A 20,208-nucleotide genomic window follows, 5' to 3' on the forward strand; every position below is an offset into this window, starting at 1 on the left:
TGAATGTCAGATTGCAGGGCGGCACCGGGGCCTGTGGCGGCATCTACTGGCCATATTGCAGCAGGCCAGCGCCGCGCGCCCGGTTCAGGCTGACGCCAAGCAGCTGGGTCTGGCCGTCGATCAGCTTCTCACAGGCGGCAAGATGTTTGGCAGTGGTGCGGGTGCCGTCGGCGATCAGCAGAACCCCGTCCACCTGCGGCAGGAAGGCCGCGGCATCATCATGTTCGAGGACCGGCGGCAGATCGAACAATGCGACATCGGCGCCGGTGCTTAGCACCATGTCATCGATCACACTGGCGCAGCGCCCGTCATGCAGGATTTCAGCAGCGTTGCGATCTGGCGCCGCCGTCAGCCCGACCGCAAGCGAGGCGGCTGGCCGGATCAGGTGTTCAGGCAGCGTCAGCTCCCCGGCCAAAAATCCCGGCATGTCCCCTGATGGCGGCAGTTTCAGCGCTGCCGCAACACCAGGTCGACGGAAATTCAGATCCATCAACACAGTGCGGGTGCCGGGAACCCGCGCCATGCTGAGTGCAAGGTTGACGGCGGAAAACGTCGCACCGCAGCCCGCTGTCGGCGCAGCGATAGCCACGCGTTTCCAGCCCTGAACCTTCAGACTGTGCAGCAACCGCGTGCGCAGGAGATCAAAGGCATTTGCAGTCGGTGAGTTACGAAAGAAATTGACCAGCGGAGAGCGCGCGACCTGATGCCCGCGGATATCCAGTGGCACCCGGTGGAGCCGCTCCCAGACTTCAGGCAGGGGCACCGGCAGGCGCTGTGGCTGGGGATCAGTCTCCGCAAGCCCCTCAATCGGTTGTCTCCTGCCAGTTTTTGGGCGGCGGGCAAAGCGGTTATGCTCCCCGTCCTGCGACAGGCGCGAGGTGGCTTTGACGGCTGAGGCCGCCATATCGCGGGCGCTTGTTTCGCTGCTGCGCGAGGTCGGTGATACAGAGTCGGCCTGCCCGGACAGAGCGGAGTCATGCTCTGGTGCCGAGGTGTCGCGCCCTTTGCGGCGGCGAAATCTCTTGAAGCCTTGTTGCGTCATCGCGAAGGGATCGTCCCATTCCAGTTTCTGTGCACAGCTGCCTAGGGTCTCCGGTCCGGTCATCACATCTTTCATGAACCCCCCTCGCAGTTCTACCACGTTCGGCAGAACGCGCCTATAGCCCGGCCATCACAGTTAGCCCAGGACGGTTAATATCCGGTACCCCGAAGGACAACGCCCACGGTGCGCCAGATGAGATCGACATCAGTGCGCAGGCAGAGATCACCGTGATAGTCAGCATCAGCACGGGCTCGCACGGCAAAACCACTCTCGTTGCGAACGGAAACCTGCCACAATCCGGTAATTCCGGGCTTGAGATCGAAATAGGCGGTGGCATCACCATAAAGCGGCAGCTGATCCGGCATCATTGGGCGCGGGCCGACAAGGCTCATCTCGCCAATCAGCACGTTCCAAAGCTGCGGCAGCTCATCCAGCGAAGTTGTGCGCAAAAAGCGACCAACCGGGGTGATGCGCGGATCCTCTTTCAGTTTCTGCGTCTCATCCCATTCACGCCGCATCGCCGGATCGCTGGCCAGATGGCGCTCCAGCAGCTGTTCTGCGTTGCGAACCATGGTGCGCAGTTTCAGGATAGAGAAGACCCGACCGCGCTGACCAAGACGGTCCTGCGTATAAAACGGATTGCCCCCCTCGAGCCACAGCGCAAGCGCAGCCATCAGGATCAGAGGCAGGCTGATCGGCAATGTCAGAAGCACCAAGGCAATATCCAGACAGCGCTTTCCAAAGATGGCATAGCCACTCTGCGACGTAACGCCCGCTCCCCCACCGACTGCACCAGCCACAGCATGCGACATCTTCAGAGAACCGGTTGCGCTCCGCCGTGGCGACGCTGGCGACGCCGAAAGCTCTGCGTTCATATTGGCGACACCCGTCCCAATGAGGTGGGCGTCACCCACGAGAGCAACCAGACAACCGTTGCCGAGTGACGGCCAACGGGACCAATTGGCCCGACCGGTCACAGCACCGGACGGGCGTGCAGCCCCCTCTTGCACGAAATCCTTCATCTCCAACCCCAATCTGGAGCCGCCCCCGCGGCCCTTTACCTCTGCGCTGAAACAACAGCGTCTTTGCCCCCGCAAAAAGCGGGCGCACTCGCACCAATCTGAGTATCCCGACACGGCAGCGCCTCGGGTCCCAAGTCCAACAAGATCGATGGTTTTCCTCCAGCCACACCCCCATGCGGCTGGAACCTTCGTCCCAATCAGGCGGCCCTTTTAGGTCGCCATCCAAGCCGCAGTTGCGGCAATTTCTTAATAAAGCAATTTTAGACAAATCTCAGTAAAAACCGAGAGAGGGCGCTATTTGCTCAAATTTGAGTAAATCAGGGCACCAGTTGAGAAACAATTCCTCAAAAGGATAGGAACTATCCGCACAGCCTACCCAAAAGTATAAGGAATCAGCCAAGACTCAGGGATAATTTCGAGTCAAACCAGAACACAGCCCAAAGGCGATATTAATCATGCCTTCCGCACCATAAGTTTTGTTAACCTATTTTGACACATCGGACGGGCAATTCAACGAGCACATCTGAGGGTGTCAGGACCAGCGTTGATCATCGGCCCTAAAATTGGCAAGGAGAGCCGGCGTGCCACCGCCATCTGGTGCCGCCGTATTCCCGATATGCCGCTGGCACCCTACCTTGCGATCAGGACCAAAGGACGAAACTATGTGCGCCGCATCTGCCGACCCATCATCCGCCTCTCCCGCCGGATACCCCGCTATCAAGTCTGCCAACTGGATCGCGGCGGATCATGCAGACGGGCGGATCATGGTCTGGCTGATGCACGAGGGGGAGGCGCGACAGCAGGTCTCCGCCCAATCAAGCGGCGAGTTGATGGCGGATGTCACTGCCGTGATCAGCGAGCTGCGCGATTGCCCTGCTGATACGCCGATCCTGCTCAGCGATGACAGTCTGCGCGGCGGCGATACCGGGACCATCACAGTGCCTGCGAAAGTGGCGGCGCGGCCCATGGGCGATGCCACGCTTGGGACGCATCCGCTACGGTTGCTCGGCGGGCTGTCACAAGCCACCCCGCCCGCAGTGATGCGCGGTGCCTGCAATCGCATTGCCGGGTTTCTCAGTCTCAACCCGGATTGGGACGGCGTGATCTGTGTCGCCGGAGCGACAACCCATTGGGCGTTAATCAGTGCAAATGAGGTGGTCAGTTTTCAAAGCTTTCTGACGCCGCAGCTTTGGCACGGCCTGGCCCCGTGCCTCGGCCTCGGCGGCACGCCCGTATATGATCGCGCACAGTGCGCTGAGTTGACGGCATCTATGGACACCGTTCAATCAAAGCCGGAGGCGCTGGCGGCGCGGTTGGCGGAACTGCAAGCCACACAGGGGGCGCAAGGCAATACGGGTGCCGCCCGTTTGTGGGGACTGCTTCTTGGGGCCGAACTGTCCGCAGCGCGCCCCTATTGGCTGGGGCAGAATGTTGCCCTGATTGCGCCCGCACCGCTCGACACGCTGTATCAGGCGGCACTTGACCATCAGGGGGTGCCGGTGACGCGGACGGATGCCGACCGCATGGCCCTGGCGGGCCTTGTCAGCGCCTGGCGCGCGATGACTTCCTGACCCTGGCCCCTCCTCACTGCGGGCTCTACTCCTAGGGGAGCGGACCCGTCTGGAACAGGCGGATCTTCAACCCGCCGTGGGCCACCGGAGGGCCGAAGGGTTTGAACGGCAACTGAGTGGCCTTGGCCAATGAGGTTTCGCTGGTGACAACACCAACCCGCCAGCCGCTGAAACGGGCCATCAACGTCTCCCCAAGGGCGGCGTACAGCGCGTAGAGCAGCTTCTTGTTACCGATACGTGCGCCATAGGGCGGGTTCACGATCACCAGTCCCGGCGTCTCATTCGGACCAAGATCTGGCGGCGTCAATTCGCTGACCGCCTGCTGTGTGATCTGGACCAAATCCGCAACGCCTGCGCGCTCTGCATTGGCGGCGGCCATCTCAACAGCACCGGCGTTACGGTCTGACCCGAAGCAGCGGGCGCGGGTCGCGCGTGGTGTTTCCTGCGCCCGCAACGCCGCCCAGCCTTCGGGATCGAAGCTAGCCATCTGTTCGAAGGCAAAGCTGCGGCTGCGCCCCGGCAACAGGCCAAGCGCGATTTCCGCAGCCTCAATCACAAAGGTTCCGGAACCGCACATCGGATCCACCACGGGTTCCTGCCCGTCATAATCGCAGTCCCGCAGGAACAGGGCCGCGAGGTTCTCGCGCATCGGCGCCTTGCCCACGGCCGTCTTGTGGCCGCGCTTGTGCAACCCCTCGCCCGAGGTATCGACGCTGAAGGTGCAGAGGTTATCCTCAATCCGCAGCTTTACCGTGATGGGCGCATCGGCGCTAATCGGTGCCCCGAGCTCTTCGGTTATGGCCCGTTCGATCCGCTGGGTGGCGGCGCCAGCGTGGTAGATCTTCGACTTCTTGTTGGTCGTGGTTTCAACCCGTACCGGAACATCGGGGCGGAGCACATCGGCCCAGGGGAATTTGCGCGCCCGTTTGTCCAGTTGGGCGAGGTGAAAGGCCCGGAATGATCCGATCCGCGCCAAGACCCGCGCGGCGCCGCGCAATTGCAGGTTGGCGCGCCAGACATCGTGCCAGTCCCCCTCAAAAGTGACGCCGCCGGGCACGGTTTTTGTACCTATAAACCCGGCCTCCGCCGCTTCGCGCTGGAGGGTCTGCTCCATCCCCGGCGGGGCGGTCAGGAAAATTTCGAATGTATCGTTTGTGTCCATGGCCTCTCCTTAACGGTAAAAACCATTGTCAGCGACGCCAAAGTGTACCCGCTTCCCTGCCCGCCCCAGCCGCCAGCGACCACCCGCAACTTGGTTCGGATCCCGCACATTGGGATTCCTGCCGCATTTGCCGCAACGCAGCACGGGCAATCCCTGCGAGGCGATTGAAGAACTCACCCTAAAGGAGAATTCATTGTACTTTAAAATCATATCGTTACGTCAAACTAAAAAATTAGTTTGACAAGGCAGACCCCGGTGTGGAACCTGTTTGTCAGCCGGGTGCAACGAGGCATCTCTGGCCACAATAAATCACTAGGGAGGAGAAAGATGCGTAAGTATCTTTTGTCCGCAGCCGCGGTTATTGCCGTGGTCGCGGGACAGGCAGCCTATGCCAATGAGGCCGCTGCCAAGAAATGGATCGACGAAGAATTCCAGCCCTCGGTTCTGACCAAGGACGAACAGCTGTCGGAAATGCAGTGGTTCATCAAAGCGTCCGAACCGTTCTCGGGTATGGAAATCAACGTCCTGTCTGAAGGCATTCCGACGCATAGCTATGAGTCCGAAGTTCTGACCAAGGCATTTGAGGAAATCACCGGCATCAAGGTGAACCATCAGATCCTCGGCGAGGGCGAAGTGGTTCAGGCTGTGCAGACCCAGATGCAGACCAAGCGGAACCTCTATGACGCCTATGTCAACGATTCCGACCTGATCGGCACCCACTCGCGTCTGCAGCTGGCATATAACCTGACCGACATGATGGAAGGTGATTTCTTTGACGTCACCAACCCGGAACTCGATCTGGGCGACTTCATGGGCACGCAGTTCACAACCGGTCCCGATGGCGACCTGTATCAGCTGCCAGACCAGCAGTTTGCGAACCTCTACTGGTTCCGCAAGGACTGGTTTGACCGCGAAGACCTGCAGGCCGCGTTCAAGGAAAAATACGGCTACGATCTGGGTGTTCCGGTCAACTGGTCCGCATATGAAGACATCGCCGAATTCTTCTCGAACGACGTGAAGGAAATCGACGGGACCACAATCTTTGGTCACATGGACTACGGTAAGCGCGCGCCTGACCTTGGCTGGCGTATGACCGATGCCTGGCTGTCGATGGCCGGGGCCGGTTCGAAAGGTGAGCCGAACGGTGTGCCGATCGACGAATGGGGCATCCGCATGGAAGCGGATTCCTGTAATCCTGCCGGGGCAAGCGTGACCCGCGGTGGTGCTGCCAACGGTCCGGCTGCGGTCTATGCGATCCGCAAGTGGGATGAATGGCTGCGCAAATTCGCCCCTCCGGGTGCCGCATCCTATGACTTCTACCAGTCGCTGCCCGCCCTGGCACAAGGCAACGTTGCTCAGCAGATCTTCTGGTACACTGCGTTCACCGCCGACATGGTGAAGCCGCAATCCGAAGGCAACAACACTGTTGACGGCGAGGGCAACCCGCTGTGGCGGATGGCGCCCAGCCCGCATGGTCCCTACTGGGAAGAAGGCCAGAAGGTTGGCTATCAGGACGTTGGGTCCTGGACCTTCCTGAAATCCACCCCGGTGGATCGCGCCAAAGCGGCCTGGCTCTATGCCCAGTTTGTTGTGTCCAAGACCGTCGACGTGAAAAAATCTCACGTTGGTCTGACCTTCATTCGGGACTCCTCCGTGAACCACGAGAGCTTCACCGAGCGCGCGCCCAAGCTGGGTGGTCTGGTCGAATTCTACCGTTCGCCCGACCGCGTTGCATGGTCCCCGACCGGCGTGAACGTGCCTGACTATCCGAAGCTGGCCCAGATCTGGTGGCAGCAGATTGGTGACGTCAACTCCGGCGCCTTCACTCCGCAGGAAGCCATGGACCGTCTGGCCGAAGAAATGGACATCACCATGGCCCGTATGCAGCGTGCAGACGAGCAGGCAAATGTCTACGGTGGCTGCGGCCCGCGTCTGAACGAAGAGAAAGACGCCGAGTGGTGGTATGCCAACGGTGGCGCCAAGCCGAAACTGGAGAACGAGAAGCCTCAGGGTCAGACCGTCAACTATGACGAGCTGGTTGCCCGCTGGGCGTCTGAGTAACCCCTCCTCCCCGTGGGGAGCGTGCGGATCTATCCGCTGCGCTCCCTACTTTCGCCCCGGAGCTTGGCTGGCCCGCTCCGGGGCACCCCCTTCCCCTAAAAATGATCGCGCATGCCGCGCGCAACAGGCCGTCCGCCGGAAAGTCAAAGCAAGATGGCACTCGAACTCATAAATGTGACCAAACGCGTCGGCGCCCAGCTGCATATCAAGGAAACCTCCCTTGTGCTGGAACCGGGTCACTTCAACGTCCTTCTGGGCGCCACCGGGTCTGGCAAGACCTCTCTCATCAAGATGATGGCCGGCCTCGACCCGATTGCCAGCGGACAGGTGGTGATGGATGGCCAGGACGTGACCGCGCTCAGCACCCAGAAACGCAACATCAGCCTGGTGCATCAGTTCTTCATCAACTACCCCCATATGACTGTCTACGAAAACATCGCCTCGCCGCTAAAAGTGGCTGGAATGGCGAAGTCCGAGATTGAAGGCCGGGTCGAAGAAGCCGCCGATATCTTGCAGCTGCGCCCGATGCTGCATCGCCGCCCGCATGAATTGTCCGGTGGTCAGCAGCAGCGAACCGCGCTGGCCCGTGCAATTGCAAAGGAAAGCCGTGCAGTATTTCTGGATGAGCCGCTGGCGAACCTGGACTACAAACTGCGCGAGGAACTGCGTGATCAGCTGCCTGAGCTATTCGCCGGGCGTGGCGCCGTGGTGGTTTATGCGACCTCCGAACCGGAAGAAGCGCTGCTGCTAGGGGGCAAAACCGCCCTGATGCAGGATGGGCGCGTGACCCAGTTTGGCACCACCGCTGATATCTATCGCAATCCCGACAATGTGGCAGCGGCCCGCGTGTTCTCTGATCCGCCGATCAACACAGCCCCCATCGTGAAACAGGGCAGCACTGCGCGCCTTGGCCCGGATGTCAGCTGGTCCCTGACCGGCGCAGCGGCAGATCTTGCGGATGGGCCCTACACGATTGCGATCCGGCCCTACCACGTGCTGCCCGTGGCGACACCGCTTACCACGGTGCAGCTGTCTGGTCAGGTGCAGGTGACGGAGCTGTCGGGGTCCGAAAGCAGCGCCCATTTCGACATGGGGCTGGATATGGACCACGGCAGCTGGGTTTCCCTTTCGGCAGGCGTTCACCCCTACGAAGTGGGTGAGCAGCATGACTTCTATATGGATCCGTCGGCGGCATATGTGTTTGCCCCTGATGGCTCCCGCGTGGCGTGAGGCGCAAATGGCTAAGATTACACTCTCAAAACTGCGGCACAGCTATATGCCGACCCCGTCAAGCGCGTCCGACTACGCCCTGAAGGAAATCGATCTGGACTGGACCGACGGTGGCGCCTATGCGCTGCTTGGTCCGTCCGGCTGTGGAAAATCCACGCTACTGAACATCATCTCCGGCCTTTTGGTGCCCTCCGAAGGACAGATCCTGTTTGACGGCAAGGATGTCACCAAGCTGCCACCAGATCAGCGCAACATTGCGCAGGTGTTCCAGTTCCCGGTGATTTACGACACGATGACCGTTTACGATAACTTGGCCTTTCCGCTGCGCAACCGCGGCCGCGATGAGGCGACGGTCAAAGAGCGCGTGATGGCCATTGCCGAAATGCTGGAAGTGACCGATCTCTTGACGATGCGGGCCGCGGGCCTGTCACCGGACAACAAGCAAAAGATCTCCATGGGTCGCGGACTGGTCCGTGAGGATGTGAATGTGGTGATGTTCGACGAACCGCTCACTGTGATCGACCCACATCTAAAGTGGAAGTTGCGCTCAAAGCTGAAAGAACTCCATCAGCGCGTGAAGGCCACGATGATTTACGTGACCCACGACCAGACAGAGGCGCTGACCTTTGCCGATCAGGTTGTGGTGATGCAGCTGGGCGAAGTGGTTCAGATCGGTACGCCGGTTGAACTGTTCGAACGCCCCGCACATACGTTTGTTGGTCATTTCATCGGCTCGCCGGGTATGAACGTGCTGCCTTGCGACCTGCGCGCCGGTCAGCCCTATATCGGCGCCCATCCTGTCGCATTGGAAGGCCCGATTAAAGGGGACGCTGCAGGCAAGACCGAGGTCGGCATCCGACCAGAGTTTGTTTCCCTCACCAACAGCGGCCTGCCCGCAACCGTGACCAAGGTTTCGGATGTTGGCCGCCACACAGTTGTGGAATGCGAAGCCGAAGGTCAGCGGATCAACGCTGTGGTCGAAGGCGCAGGCCCAGCCAAGGGCGCGGCCGTCCACCTGTCCTTCCGTCAGGATCAGACCCGGCTCTATGTCGATGGCTGGATCGCGACAGAAGCTGCCCAATCTGCCACCGCGACCGAGGAGCAGGCATAATGAAAACCGAAAACCAAAAGGCGTGGTTCTTTGTCCTGCCTGTCCTTCTGCTCGTTGCCTTCAACGCGCTGATCCCGATGATGACCGTCGTCAACTACTCCGTTCAGGAGACATTCGGCGACAACGTCTTTTTCTGGCAGGGACTGGACTGGTTCCAGCAGATCCTGAGGTCGGACCGGTTCCATGCGGCGCTTGGCCGTCAGTTCATGTTCACCTTCCTGATCCTGATCATCGAAATCCCGCTGGGCATCGCCATTGCGCTGTCGATGCCGCGCAAGGGGTTCTGGGTGCCGGTCTGCCTGGTGCTGATGGCGCTGCCGATGCTGATCCCATGGAATGTGGTCGGTGCGATGTGGAACATCTTCACCCTGCCCGACATCGGCCTGCTGGGCTACTTCCTGAACCACACGCTGGGCATCAACTATGACATGACACAGGATCCGATTGCGGCCTGGGTGACCATCATCACTATGGATGTCTGGCACTGGACCTCGCTGGTGGTGCTGCTGAGCTATGCCGGTCTCGTGTCGATCCCCGACGCATATTACCAGGCGGCCAAGATCGACGGCGCCTCCAATTGGGCTGTCTTCCGTTTCATTCAGCTGCCGAAGATGAAAACCGTTCTGACCATCGCGATCCTGTTGCGGTTTATGGACAGTTTCAACATCTACACCGAGCCGTTTGTTCTGACCGGCGGTGGCCCCGGCAACTCCACCACGCTCCTGTCGATTGATCTGGTGAAAATCGCCCTTGGTCAGTTCGACCTTGGTCCGGCGGCCGCGATGAGCCTCATCTACTTTGCAATTACGCTTCTGGTCAGCTGGCTGTTCTACACCGTCATGACCAAAGACGATCAAAACTAAAGGAGGATACTTCGATGCAAAAACGTACCATCGTCCCCATCGTTTATATCCTGTTCCTCATGCTGCCGATCTATTGGCTGGTCGCGATGAGCTTCAAGACGACGAATGAAATCCTGTCCGGCTTCTCGCTGTTTCCGCAGACCTTCACGCTGGAAAACTATGCCACGATCTTCACCGATCCGAGCTGGTACTGGGGCTACATCAACTCGATCATCTATGTGTCGATCAATACGGTGATCTCCGTCGCTGTTGCCCTGCCTGCGGCCTATGCGTTCTCGCGTTACCGCTTTCTGGGCGACAAGCAGCTGTTCTTCTGGCTGCTGACCAACCGGATGGCGCCGGCTGCGGTGTTCGCGCTGCCGTTCTTCCAGCTTTATTCCGCTGTCGGCCTGTTCGACACCCATCTCGCGGTAGCTCTGGCGCATTGCCTGTTCAACATTCCGCTGGCGGTCTGGATCCTGGAAGGGTTCATGGGGGGCATCCCCAAGGAACTGGACGAAACCGCCTATGTGGACGGCTATTCCTTCCCCCGTTTCTTTGCGACGATCTTCATTCCGTCGATCAAGGCTGGCGTCGGTGTGGCAGCGTTCTTCTGCTTCATGTTCTCCTGGGTGGAGCTGCTGCTGGCCAAGACATTGACCGCCGTTGCCGCAAAACCCATTGCAGCCACCATGACCAAGACCGCCTCAAGCGCTGGCTATGAGCTGGGCCTGCTGGCGGCTGCCGGTACACTGACAATCATTCCGGGCGCGATCGTGATCTACTTCGTCCGCAACTACATCGCAAAAGGCTTTGCGATGGGGAGGGTATAATGCTGAGTTGGATGGCCTGGACCTGGCCCACGGCACTGGTCTTTATCGGGATCTTTTCGGCCATCGGCCTGATGATCGTTTTGGAAATCCGCAGCCCCGGTGGTGACACCCGCAAAGGTGTGCTGGGACTCGTCACTACCCGCGGTGACCGGCTGTTCATCAGCCTGCTGGGCACCTCCTACATTTTCCTGGCCTGGCTGGGACTGGTGGGAATGCCGCTGTGGTGGCCGCTGGGCCTGTCGATTGCTTGGTTCGCCTTCACGTTCTGGAAAGTGTGAAACTGAACACAAGGGGCCCTGTCTGCAGGGCCCCTTGTCACATACCGTTCTGCCTGACACCTGCGGCCTGGGTGCTGAACTTCTAAAAAAATAGTTTTCAAATGCACCTGCGATCCCCTAGCATGATCAAAGCCTAAGAGAACCGGACACCACACGATGCGAAAGAAACAGGACAACCCGCTTTTGACAGAGGTTGAACTCGAGTTCATGACCGTTGTTTGGGAAACCGGCGGCGGTACGGTGCGCGATATTCTGGCCGAATTGAACAAACGTCAGGAACGCGCCTATACTTCGGTCGCAACCGTGCTGAAAATTATGGAACAAAAAGGGTTTCTGACCAGCGAACGAGCTGACAGATCCTTGGTCTACCGCCCAGCGGTACCCAAGGCAGATTATCAGAAAACCACTCTCAAGAACCTTTCGAGCAAGCTCTTCAACGGCGCCCCGGCGGCCCTAGTAGCCCGCCTGGTGGACGATGAAGATGTCACCGACGAGATGCTCGTGGAGATACGGGCCTTGCTGAATGAAAGGTTGGGGGACGATGAACGCTGAGAGTTTTCTGAACGCCTATATTGACCTGAACTTACTGTTGTTTGCGGGCACCGCGCTTTGGCTGGCGTTGCGCGCGATCCTGACCCGCAGCCGATTGGGCCCGGCGTTTCGACCACAGCTGCGACTGCTGAATGGCATGACGCTTTTGTTGACCTTGTCCCCGATTCTGGTGGTGGCGCTGACCACCTATGTCGTGTCGCAGCCGCCGACCCTGTCGGACATGCTGGTCGCGCAATACCTGCAGGGCAATGTCAACATGAGCGCCACACGGTTTGAGAGCATTCTTGGCCTGCGCGAGGATCTGGTACGGACCTTGATGGCACAGAGCAGTCTCTGGGCCCAGCTTGCGATAGCAGCGCTGATCATCGGGGCCATAGTATCGGTGGCGCAGGTGACATTGGCGGCATTGCGGCTGCGGGCATCGCTGCAACAGGCCTATGTCTGGAAACATCTGGGCGGCGTTCAGATTCGTATCAGCGATAAAAGTACCGTTGCCTTCTCCACCCGCGGCCTGTTCACCCGCTACGTCGTGCTGCCATCGGCGCTGATCACCAACCCGTCGGATCTACGGTTGAGCGTGGCCCATGAGCTACAACATTTCCGTCAGCGGGACGTTGAATGCGAATTCCTTCTGGAGGCACTGCGGCCGCTTCTGTTCTGGAACCCGGCCTATCACCTCTGGCGGCGCGAAGTCCGTATGCTGCGGGAATTCGCCTGCGATCAGGCGCTGATGACCCGCGGGCAGCGTGATATTCGCGCCTATTGCGAATGCCTGATCCGGGCCTGCGCACTGGCGGCGCAGGATCCCATCCGGTTTGTGCAGCGCAGCCCGTCGGTGGCCTTGGTCGATCGTCGCGAGGTGCGCCGCGGGGCAACATTGGCGCGGCGGATTGATGTGGTCACCGCAGCGCAACCACAGGACACGCATCTCTTCGGCTGGATGCTGGTTTCCGCCATGCTGGCGACGGGTGTGCTGGCCACCGCCTTGCTAATGCAACGCCCCGGCGATTGGAGCCATGACCGCATCATGCTGTCGACGATCGTCAATCTTGAGCGTATGGCCCATCGTAACGCCGTGCCTGAGACCAGCCAGACGGCGGTGACGGCGCTGCAGGGTGGGTTCATGACCCTGAGTAAATAGGCCTGCCGCGCGCTAGGTTGAATGAAGCCGAGTCAGCCCGATCTGACAGGGTCGATGCGCGAGCGCAGTCGACATTACCCCTGATACGGCCAGTCAGATCGTGCATGTTGCCAAGCGTATCCATTTTGACGGGCCCATCACAGGTCAGCCATAGGAGTGGGCCCCTTTTCCGGCATCATCTGCCGCCCGCCAGTCGTCTACATTGTCATGCACGGCGCCATTTCCAAGTTGAAACCGCGAGACCACACCGGTAAGTGCCTGCGCTTCATTCTGGAGCAGCTGGCTGGCGGCGGAGGCTTCTTCGGACATCGCGGCGTTCTGCTGGGTGGTACTATCCAGGCGCCCAACGGCATTGTTGATGTTTTCCAAGCCCTTGGATTGCTTCTGCACGCCTTCTGCGATTTCGGTGATAAGGTCAGAGACATTTGTGACCTTGTCGATGATCCCGCTCAGCGCATCGCCCGCGCGGCCAACCATGGCGACACCGTTTGCGACATGCTCCTCGCTGGCCGTGGTCAGTCCCTTGATCTCACCCGCCGCTTTGGAAGCCCGCATAGCAAGGGCGCGCACCTCTGAAGCGACAACCGCGAAGCCTGCGCCCGCTTCGCCCGCGCGCGCGGCCTCCACGCCTGCGTTCAGCGCCAGCAGATTGGTCTGAAAGGCGATATCGTCGATCATATTGATGATCTGCGAAATCTGTTGCGAGGCCTCCTGAATTTGGTCCATCGCCTGCACCGCCGAGGTGACGATGTGATTGCTGTGCTCGGCCTCATTGCGGGTGCCGCGCATGGTTTCATCCACTTGCCCAGCCCGGTCAGCGGTCTCGCGAATACTATTGGTCAGATCCTGTAGCGCTGAGGCCGTCTCCTCGAGAGTGCCCGCTTGAGATTCTGTCCGGTGCGCCATTTCCTCCGCAGAGGCGCGCTGCTCTTCCGAGAACTTATCGACGTTATGGGCGGCGTCCACCACCTCCGCGAGCGAGTCACGCAGATTGACAAGGCTGCGATTGAAATTCTCCCGCAGGATTTCGTAATGCTCAACAAAAGGTTGCCCGATATCACAGGCCAGATTGCCCCGTTGCAGTTCGGCCAGGGCACCACTCATTTCCTCAACCACTGCGGCGGTCTGTTTGGCCGCCTCTTCTTCACGGTCTGCCGCCTCATCAGCGACCAGCAATTTGTCACGGAAGGTGTCCAGGCTGCGAGCCAGATCACCCAACTCATCGCCGCGATCACGACCGCTGATCTCACTCGCATAGTCTTCTTCGGCCAGCGCATTGGTCGCCTCGCGCAGGGCCAGGATAGGGCGAGTGACATGGCGCGCGGCTACAAAAGACACTACAATCGCAATCAAAACCGAGACACCGATCATCAGCATCGCTACGAGCCGGATCTCCGTCACCTCGGCAAAGGCTTCCTGTTCATCAGTCTGAAGCATCAAAGACCAGTCGAACCCATTGATATTCAAAGGGTTAACCAAAGCGATCACCTGTTCGCCGGACACGGATGTCGAGCCTTCAAACATCCCGGCCTCACCGGCGCTGGCTGCCTTGATTTCGGCACTATCGGGCAGCTGGTCACCCGTGGCGAACTGACCTTCGATGACGGAGGGGCTGCGCGCGATACCGTCTCTGCCCACCAGGAAGATGTTCTGATGCCCATCAACCTTCATGTTGGATGTCAGCGCCGTCACAACTGAAGCACTGGAGATCTGCACCGCCATCACGCCAATGACTTCTTTCTTCTTGTTGAAAACCGGCACTCCCATGAAGGCGCCAGCAGCACCGCCTCCCGGCGTGTAGGCTGCAAAATCAGCGGTCACCACCTGACCGGCTTCAGCATTGAGCGCGGCATTGAAGACCTGCCCCAGACCGCTATCCGCATTGTCCCCAGAGCCAAATTGCTGAATGAAATCCTCACGCTTCTTGACCGAATAGAGCAATTGACCAGACGCGTTCAGAAGATAGAGATCCTCATAGCCATTGACCTGCAAAGACTGCAGAAACGTCGGGTGGTAGGTGGCATGCGACTGGCTGTAATACGATCCGTCGCCTGGGTCGCTCAGCAAATGACGTTCATTCGCGGCATTGGGATTTTCTTCGATGTAGTGACGCCGCAAGAAGCCGACCGGCTCCTCTTCGATCATCTTGTACACGCGGTCAAAGTTGTTGATGGCGCGGAACACTGTCGGCTGAGAGGCATTGATCGACAGGTCGCGGCGCGCGGCCTCCATCATAAACGTCAGCGCCTGCTCACCGGAGCGGGCCGTGGTCTCCTTCGAGGCGTAGACAAAATCGCGAATGCTCTTTTCCGCCATCGAGTAGACGAGAAATGAGACTGTCACCAGAAACGTTGCTGTCAGGGCCACCATGATCAGGGGCAATTTCAGCTTGAGCGAAAGTTTCGGGGCCTTGGGCATGACGCGCATGTCTCCTCCTTGATAGTGCCGATTCTGTCGCAATGCGACCGAATGACCCAAGAGATAGCCATGCAATTCCTTCGATTTCGTTCACGGTCGGTTTGCGCACATTGTGAGCGAAGGCGACGTTCTGCCCTGTCTCGCAGCCGTATCAAGGTTGAACCCGTGTCAAGATATCAGAAACGGTCCGGCGCAAACGGCGACAGATCAATTGCCGGATCCCGCCTGAGCACCAGATCGGCGACCAGCTCCGCCGTGGCGGCCGATTGGGTTAGCCCGACGTGACCATGACCAAAGGCATAGACCACCCGCCCATCGCTCTTGGCGTTGCCAATCACCGGCAGGCTATCAGGCAGTGACGGACGAAACCCCATCCAGCGGGTGCCATCTGCCGTGTCCAGCTCCGGCATGAACCGCGCGGCCTTCGCCAGAAGCGTATCGGCGCGTTTGAAGTTGGCAGGCCGTTTCAGCCCTCCGAGTTCGACCGCGCCCCCGACCCGGACACCACCGCGGATACGGCTGACCACAAAGCCATGACGGCAAAAGGTGATATGCGTCCGCAGATCGAAGCAGCCCGCGGGCAAGGTGGTGTTGTAGCCGCGCTCCGTCTCCAGCGGCAGCCGGTCGCCCAGACGACGGGTCAGATGATGCGACCACGCACCTGCGGCCACGACCACGTTGTTGGCCCGCACACTCTCACCATCGGTCAGAAGACACAGGTCCTCACCGCCAGTTTCCAGATCACGCACCTCTGCCCGGCGCAACTGACCGCCCCGCGCCATGAAAATCTGAAAGAGGTGCTCGACCCAGGCTTTCGGATCGCAGGTGTTCATCCAGTCGGGGGTGAACCCTGCATGGGTAAACCGGGGACTGAGCCCCGGCTGGATCTCGGCAATTTCGGCAGGGCTATGCAACAGGGTGAACCGGATGCCGTGATCACGGCGCAGTTGCCAGCCGCGCTGGCTGGCGGCGAACTCACCTTCGGATTCGTAGAGCTGCAGAGCACCGTCGCGCTGCATCATTGCCTCGCCCTTGGTATCGGTGATCTGGCGTTCGGTCGCCGCCTGCGCCAGCTGCATCAGGGATGCCTGGGCGCTGACCACCTTCTGATACCGGTCCCGCCAGCTGGCCCGCCAAAAGCGGATCAGCCAAGGCGTCAATTGCAGAGCGTAGGCCGGCGGCACCGACAGCGGGCCAAGCGGATCCAGCAGCCAGGCCGGGGCCTTTTTCATGATCCCCGGTGTGGCAAGTGGTTCGAGATCGGTGAATGCAAAAGCTCCGGCATTGCCCGCAGATGTTTCTTCGGCGACGCCCTTGCGATCCAGCAGGATGACCTGCCCGCCCGTTGGCGCCAGCTCGCTCTGCAGGCGCAGCGCGACGCTGACACCAACAACACCCGCTCCAATAACCACAACTGTCTTTGTCATCTGCCCCGCCTTCATAGCGATGGCGAGGCTCTCACCCCGCCACCTGACCGTCTTTACGCAAGGGTATAGGCGGTTTTGACCTTGGTATAGAACTCTTTCGCATGGCTGCCCTGTTCACGGGCACCAAAGCTGGACCCCTTGGTGCCGCCGAAGGGCACGTGATAGTCAACCCCCGCAGTGGGCAGGTTCACCATCGCCATGCCGGCCTCGGCATGTGCCTTGAAATGCGTGGCATATTTCAGAGATCCAGTGCAAATCCCCGCGCTGAGACCGAAAGGCGTGTCATTGGCCACCACCAGGGCCTCGTCATAGTCCGCCACGCGAATCACCGAAGCGAGCGGGCCAAAGACTTCCTCCTGATTGATCCGCATATCATTCGACGTTTCAGTGACAAGCGCGGGCGCCAGATAGAACCCCTTCGTACTGCGCTGAAGCGTCTGACCACCAAGCACCTGCCCGCCCTCGCTGGCGGCTACGTCGAGATAGTAGAGATCCTTCTCCAACTGCCGCTCATCCACAACTGGGCCGATCTGAGTGCTGTCGTCCAGAGCGTTGCCAACCCGCAGGCCCGTCATCCGCTCGCCAAGCGCCGCAACAAACCGGTCGTGAATTCCCTCGGTCACAATCAAACGCGAGGATGCGGTACAGCGCTGACCCGTGGAGAAAAACGCACCGTTGAGGCTGGCGTCCACCGCAGTCTCCAGATCTGCGTCATCCAACACCACCATCGGGTTCTTACCACCCATCTCCAACTGTAGCTTCTTGCGCTGCGCCCCACAGGCCGCCGCGATGGCGCTGCCGGTTTCAACCGAACCGGTGAAAGATATGGCATCCACATGACGGCTTTGCACCAGCGTCTGACCAACCGTGCTGCCTGTGCCGAACACAATGTTGAGTACACCCTCCGGCAAACCCGAGCGATTGATGATCTCCGCCAGAGCATGGGCGCATCCCGGCGTCAACTCAGCCGGTTTCAGGACGACGGCATTGCCATAGGCCAGGGCTGGCGCGATCTTCCATGCGGGAATGGCGATGGGAAAGTTCCACGGGGTGATCAGACCGACCACGCCCACTGGAGAACGCGTCACCTCGACGCCGACACCGGGCCGCACCGACCCAAGGATTTCCCCCGCCTGCCGCAGGGTTTCACCTGCAAAGAACTTGAAGATCTGCCCGGCCCGCGCGGCCTCACCAATCCCTTCGGGCAGGGTCTTACCCTCCTCGCGAGAGAGCAGCTTTCCCAGCTCAGCCTTGCGGCCCAGAATTTCGGTTCCGATGGCGTCCAGCACATCAAATCGTTGTTGCGGTGTGCTGGTCGCCCATCCCGGGGCAGCGTCGCGGGCAGCAGCAATCGCGCGTTCCATATCCTCCGCCGGGCTATTGGCGGCGTATCCCAACACGTCCTGCGTATCGGAGGGATTGATATTTGCGGCGGCAGCAACGGTCTCTGACCAGTCGCCTGCGATCAGGTTCTTGTATTCCATCAGTATACCTCCTGGCTGGTGATCCCCGCCCGGTAGGGGTCGGCAGGATCAAAGTTCAAAACAGTGTCGCCGGTCACAAAGGCCGTGCCGGTAATCGTCGCAATCACGCCTCCGGTAGGGCCTGGGCGATAGTGCAGCGCATAGGTGCTGCTGATCACGCTCTCCTGTATCCAGGTCACACCCGGCGCGAGGTCCCCGTCTGCAGCCAGACAGGCCAGCTTTGCCGCAGACCCGGTGCCACAGGGGGACCGGTCATAAGCCGTTCCCGGGCAGAGAACAAAGTTGCGCGCATGACCGACGCTGGTCAGGGGTGGTCCGACAAATTCGATGTGATCAATCATGGCCCCATCGCGGCCGGTGATCCCCTGCTCGGCCAAGGCTTGCCGTAAGGCCACGGCGCTGGTGGTCAGCCGGTCGACATGCGCCAGCGTTAACGGTGCCGGGACATCAGAAGTCAGAAAGAACCAATTGCCGCCCCAGGCGATATCACCGGAGATCCGTCCCTGCCCAGGCACCTCCACCGCAACACCCGCGCGATATCGATCACTCTCAACATTTTCGACGGCAGCCCTGTTCGCTGTCTGCAAATGCACGCCAACGGTGCCGACCGGCGTCTCGATATGATGTCGCCCCAGATCAAGACGGCCCAGATGATGCAGACTCGCGGCCGTCCCAATGGTGGCGTGACCACACATCCCCAGAGGCCCAATCGGATTGAAGTAAATCACCGCTGCCGCGGCGATCGGATCGGTGGGCGGTACCAATAACGCACCCACCATAGCGTCGTGACCGCGCGGCTCGGACAGCACCGCACTGCAGAAATTGCGGTGATCGCGAAACAGCCGGTGCGCCCGGTCCGTCAGTGATCCGTCGCCGAGGTCCGGCCCGCCAGACAGGATCAGGCGGGTCGGTTCTCCGCCGGTATGGCTGTCGATTACGCGCATAGGGCGGCAATGTCGGGCTGCTGGCTCCAATCCGCATACCAGCTGCGAAACAGCGCGTATTGTGCCTCGACATAGGCCTGCTGGCTGGCGCTCAACCGGTCACTTTCGTTGAAGTGCAGGCGGTATTCGCTATCCCCATTCAGCACCATCAAATGCTTATAGTACAGGACCAGATCCGCGCCCTCATCAAAGGAGGAGAGAACCGCCAGCGCTGCTTCCAGCTCCAGGGCCTGACGCCGTGCGGTGGCGTTCCCTTTCGCTGCGAGTTGGCAAAGGGCGACAAGATGCAGAACCTCATCCGGCAGCGCATTCCCGATACCCGTGATCGCGCCCCCGGCCCCGCAATTGACGTAGCCGTGGAATACAGTGGTATCGACACCAATCATCAAGGTGACACTGCTGTCCTGGGAGGTAATGTTTTCGGCCGCATAACGCAGATCATCAGCGCCACCGAACTCCTTGAACCCGATCAAGTTTGGATGATCCTGACGCAGATCAAAAAACAGATCCGCCCGGGTGGCGAACCCATAGTAGGGGCTGTTGTAGATCACCGCCGGCAGCGTTGGCGCAGCAGACAGCACAGCGGCAAAGTGGTCGCGTTGTGCGGCCACCGAGCTGCCTCGTGACAAGACGCGCGGGATCACCATAAGACCGGCGGCCCCGACTTCAGCAGCATGGGCGGCATGGGCTGCGGCCTGTGTGGTGTTGACAGCACCAGTGCCGACAATCGTCGGAACGCCAGCCGCAACCAGGCGGGCCACCCCCTCCATCCGCTCAGCATCGCTGATCAGTGGCCAATCACCCATGGAGCCACAATAGACCACTGCGGACATGCCTTTGGCGATCAGCTCCTGCCCCTTTTTCACCAGCCCATCAAAATCCGGGCGCCGGTCGGCAGTACACGGAGTCATCAGGGCCGGAATGCAGCCGGAGAATACAGGGTTTGTCATGGTTGGATCCTCTCCAATGGATTTGAACCCGAGCCCGAAAGGGGTGCCCGGCGCTGATGGGATCTTCATAATGCATATTGGATCCAATATTCAATATCTGATTTATGCCTACTTCCCCCACGACCATGATCAGGGATATA

Annotated in this window: 17 protein-coding genes; 9 read left to right on the forward strand and 8 right to left on the reverse strand. The window is 59.9% G+C overall.

The genetic code is table 11. The features are described from left to right. Positions 1-43 precede the first annotated feature (43 nt). Both J4721_RS12810 and J4721_RS12815 read right to left on the reverse strand, forming a co-directional pair. On the reverse strand, positions 44-1,117 hold the full coding sequence (locus J4721_RS12810) for a CpsD/CapB family tyrosine-protein kinase (RefSeq protein ID WP_211002887.1): 1,074 nt from the start codon (positions 1,115-1,117) through the stop codon (positions 44-46). 74 nt (positions 1,118-1,191) lie between these two features. Beyond that, a complete protein-coding gene (locus J4721_RS12815) occupies positions 1,192-1,917 on the reverse strand; it encodes a sugar transferase (protein WP_076620052.1) in 726 nt (241 codons plus the stop codon). A gap of 809 nt (positions 1,918-2,726) precedes the next feature. Here J4721_RS12815 and J4721_RS12820 point away from each other — a divergent pair. Further along, positions 2,727-3,635: a 2-dehydro-3-deoxygalactonokinase gene (locus J4721_RS12820; RefSeq protein ID WP_102876167.1), complete on the forward strand. Its 909-nt coding sequence runs from the start codon at positions 2,727-2,729 to the stop codon at positions 3,633-3,635. Between the two features lie 31 nt (positions 3,636-3,666). Here J4721_RS12820 and J4721_RS12825 read toward each other — a convergent pair whose 3' ends face one another. Further along, positions 3,667-4,797 (reverse strand): class I SAM-dependent RNA methyltransferase, encoded by a 1,131-nt coding sequence (locus tag J4721_RS12825; RefSeq protein ID WP_211002886.1) that lies wholly within the window; start codon positions 4,795-4,797, stop codon positions 3,667-3,669. Between the two features lie 327 nt (positions 4,798-5,124). On the opposite strand from J4721_RS12825, the gene J4721_RS12830 reads away from it, so the two are divergent. The 8 genes from J4721_RS12830 to J4721_RS12865 all read left to right on the forward strand — a co-directional run bounded on the left by J4721_RS12830 (position 5,125) and on the right by J4721_RS12865 (position 12,845). Continuing rightward, positions 5,125-6,858, forward strand: coding sequence for an ABC transporter substrate-binding protein (locus J4721_RS12830; RefSeq protein ID WP_211002885.1), 1,734 nt, complete (start codon positions 5,125-5,127; stop codon positions 6,856-6,858). A 153-nt stretch (positions 6,859-7,011) separates the two neighbouring features. Further along, complete coding sequence (locus J4721_RS12835) at positions 7,012-8,088, forward strand: ABC transporter ATP-binding protein (protein WP_027247993.1); 1,077 nt, start codon at positions 7,012-7,014, stop codon at positions 8,086-8,088. 7 nt (positions 8,089-8,095) lie between these two features. Then, on the forward strand, positions 8,096-9,199 hold the full coding sequence (locus J4721_RS12840; protein WP_211002884.1) for an ABC transporter ATP-binding protein: 1,104 nt from the start codon (positions 8,096-8,098) through the stop codon (positions 9,197-9,199). Further along, positions 9,199-10,062 carry a carbohydrate ABC transporter permease gene (locus tag J4721_RS12845; RefSeq protein WP_014873617.1) on the forward strand — a complete coding sequence of 288 codons (864 nt, stop codon included), beginning with the start codon at positions 9,199-9,201 and terminating at the stop codon, positions 10,060-10,062. The genes J4721_RS12840 and J4721_RS12845 overlap by 1 nt, the downstream gene beginning before the upstream one ends. A 14-nt stretch (positions 10,063-10,076) precedes the next feature. Beyond that, positions 10,077-10,874, forward strand: coding sequence for a carbohydrate ABC transporter permease (locus tag J4721_RS12850; RefSeq protein ID WP_008561997.1), 798 nt, complete (start codon positions 10,077-10,079; stop codon positions 10,872-10,874). Then, positions 10,874-11,152, forward strand: coding sequence for a DUF2160 domain-containing protein (locus tag J4721_RS12855; protein WP_102854063.1), 279 nt, complete (start codon positions 10,874-10,876; stop codon positions 11,150-11,152). The genes J4721_RS12850 and J4721_RS12855 overlap by 1 nt, the downstream gene beginning before the upstream one ends. A 156-nt stretch (positions 11,153-11,308) precedes the next feature. Beyond that, entirely contained in the window at positions 11,309-11,704 is a 396-nt protein-coding gene (locus J4721_RS12860; protein ID WP_014873615.1) for a BlaI/MecI/CopY family transcriptional regulator, read from the forward strand. Beyond that, positions 11,694-12,845, forward strand: coding sequence for a M56 family metallopeptidase (locus J4721_RS12865; RefSeq protein WP_211002883.1), 1,152 nt, complete (start codon positions 11,694-11,696; stop codon positions 12,843-12,845). Before J4721_RS12860 ends, J4721_RS12865 begins: the two co-directional genes overlap by 11 nt. Positions 12,846-12,989: 144 nt before the next feature. Here the strand turns inward: J4721_RS12865 and J4721_RS12870 are convergent, their stop codons facing one another. The 5 genes from J4721_RS12870 to J4721_RS12890 form a co-directional block, all read right to left on the reverse strand. Next, complete coding sequence (locus J4721_RS12870) at positions 12,990-15,272, reverse strand: methyl-accepting chemotaxis protein (RefSeq protein ID WP_211002882.1); 2,283 nt, start codon at positions 15,270-15,272, stop codon at positions 12,990-12,992. 167 nt (positions 15,273-15,439) lie between these two features. Beyond that, complete coding sequence (locus J4721_RS12875; protein ID WP_102875368.1) at positions 15,440-16,690, reverse strand: FAD-binding oxidoreductase; 1,251 nt, start codon at positions 16,688-16,690, stop codon at positions 15,440-15,442. Positions 16,691-16,743: 53 nt separating this feature from the next. After that, a complete protein-coding gene (locus J4721_RS12880) occupies positions 16,744-18,174 on the reverse strand; it encodes an aldehyde dehydrogenase family protein (protein WP_211002881.1) in 1,431 nt (476 codons plus the stop codon). Further along, complete coding sequence (locus J4721_RS12885; RefSeq protein WP_211002880.1) at positions 18,174-19,118, reverse strand: proline racemase family protein; 945 nt, start codon at positions 19,116-19,118, stop codon at positions 18,174-18,176. The genes J4721_RS12880 and J4721_RS12885 overlap by 1 nt, the downstream gene beginning before the upstream one ends. Next, positions 19,109-20,068, reverse strand: a complete 960-nt coding sequence (locus J4721_RS12890) for a dihydrodipicolinate synthase family protein (RefSeq protein ID WP_102915942.1) — start codon at positions 20,066-20,068, stop codon at positions 19,109-19,111. The genes J4721_RS12885 and J4721_RS12890 overlap by 10 nt, the downstream gene beginning before the upstream one ends. Positions 20,069-20,208 lie beyond the last annotated feature (140 nt).

It is taken from the genome of Phaeobacter sp. HS011, from assembly GCF_018101215.1.
GTDB classification, from domain to species: domain Bacteria; phylum Pseudomonadota; class Alphaproteobacteria; order Rhodobacterales; family Rhodobacteraceae; genus Phaeobacter; species Phaeobacter inhibens.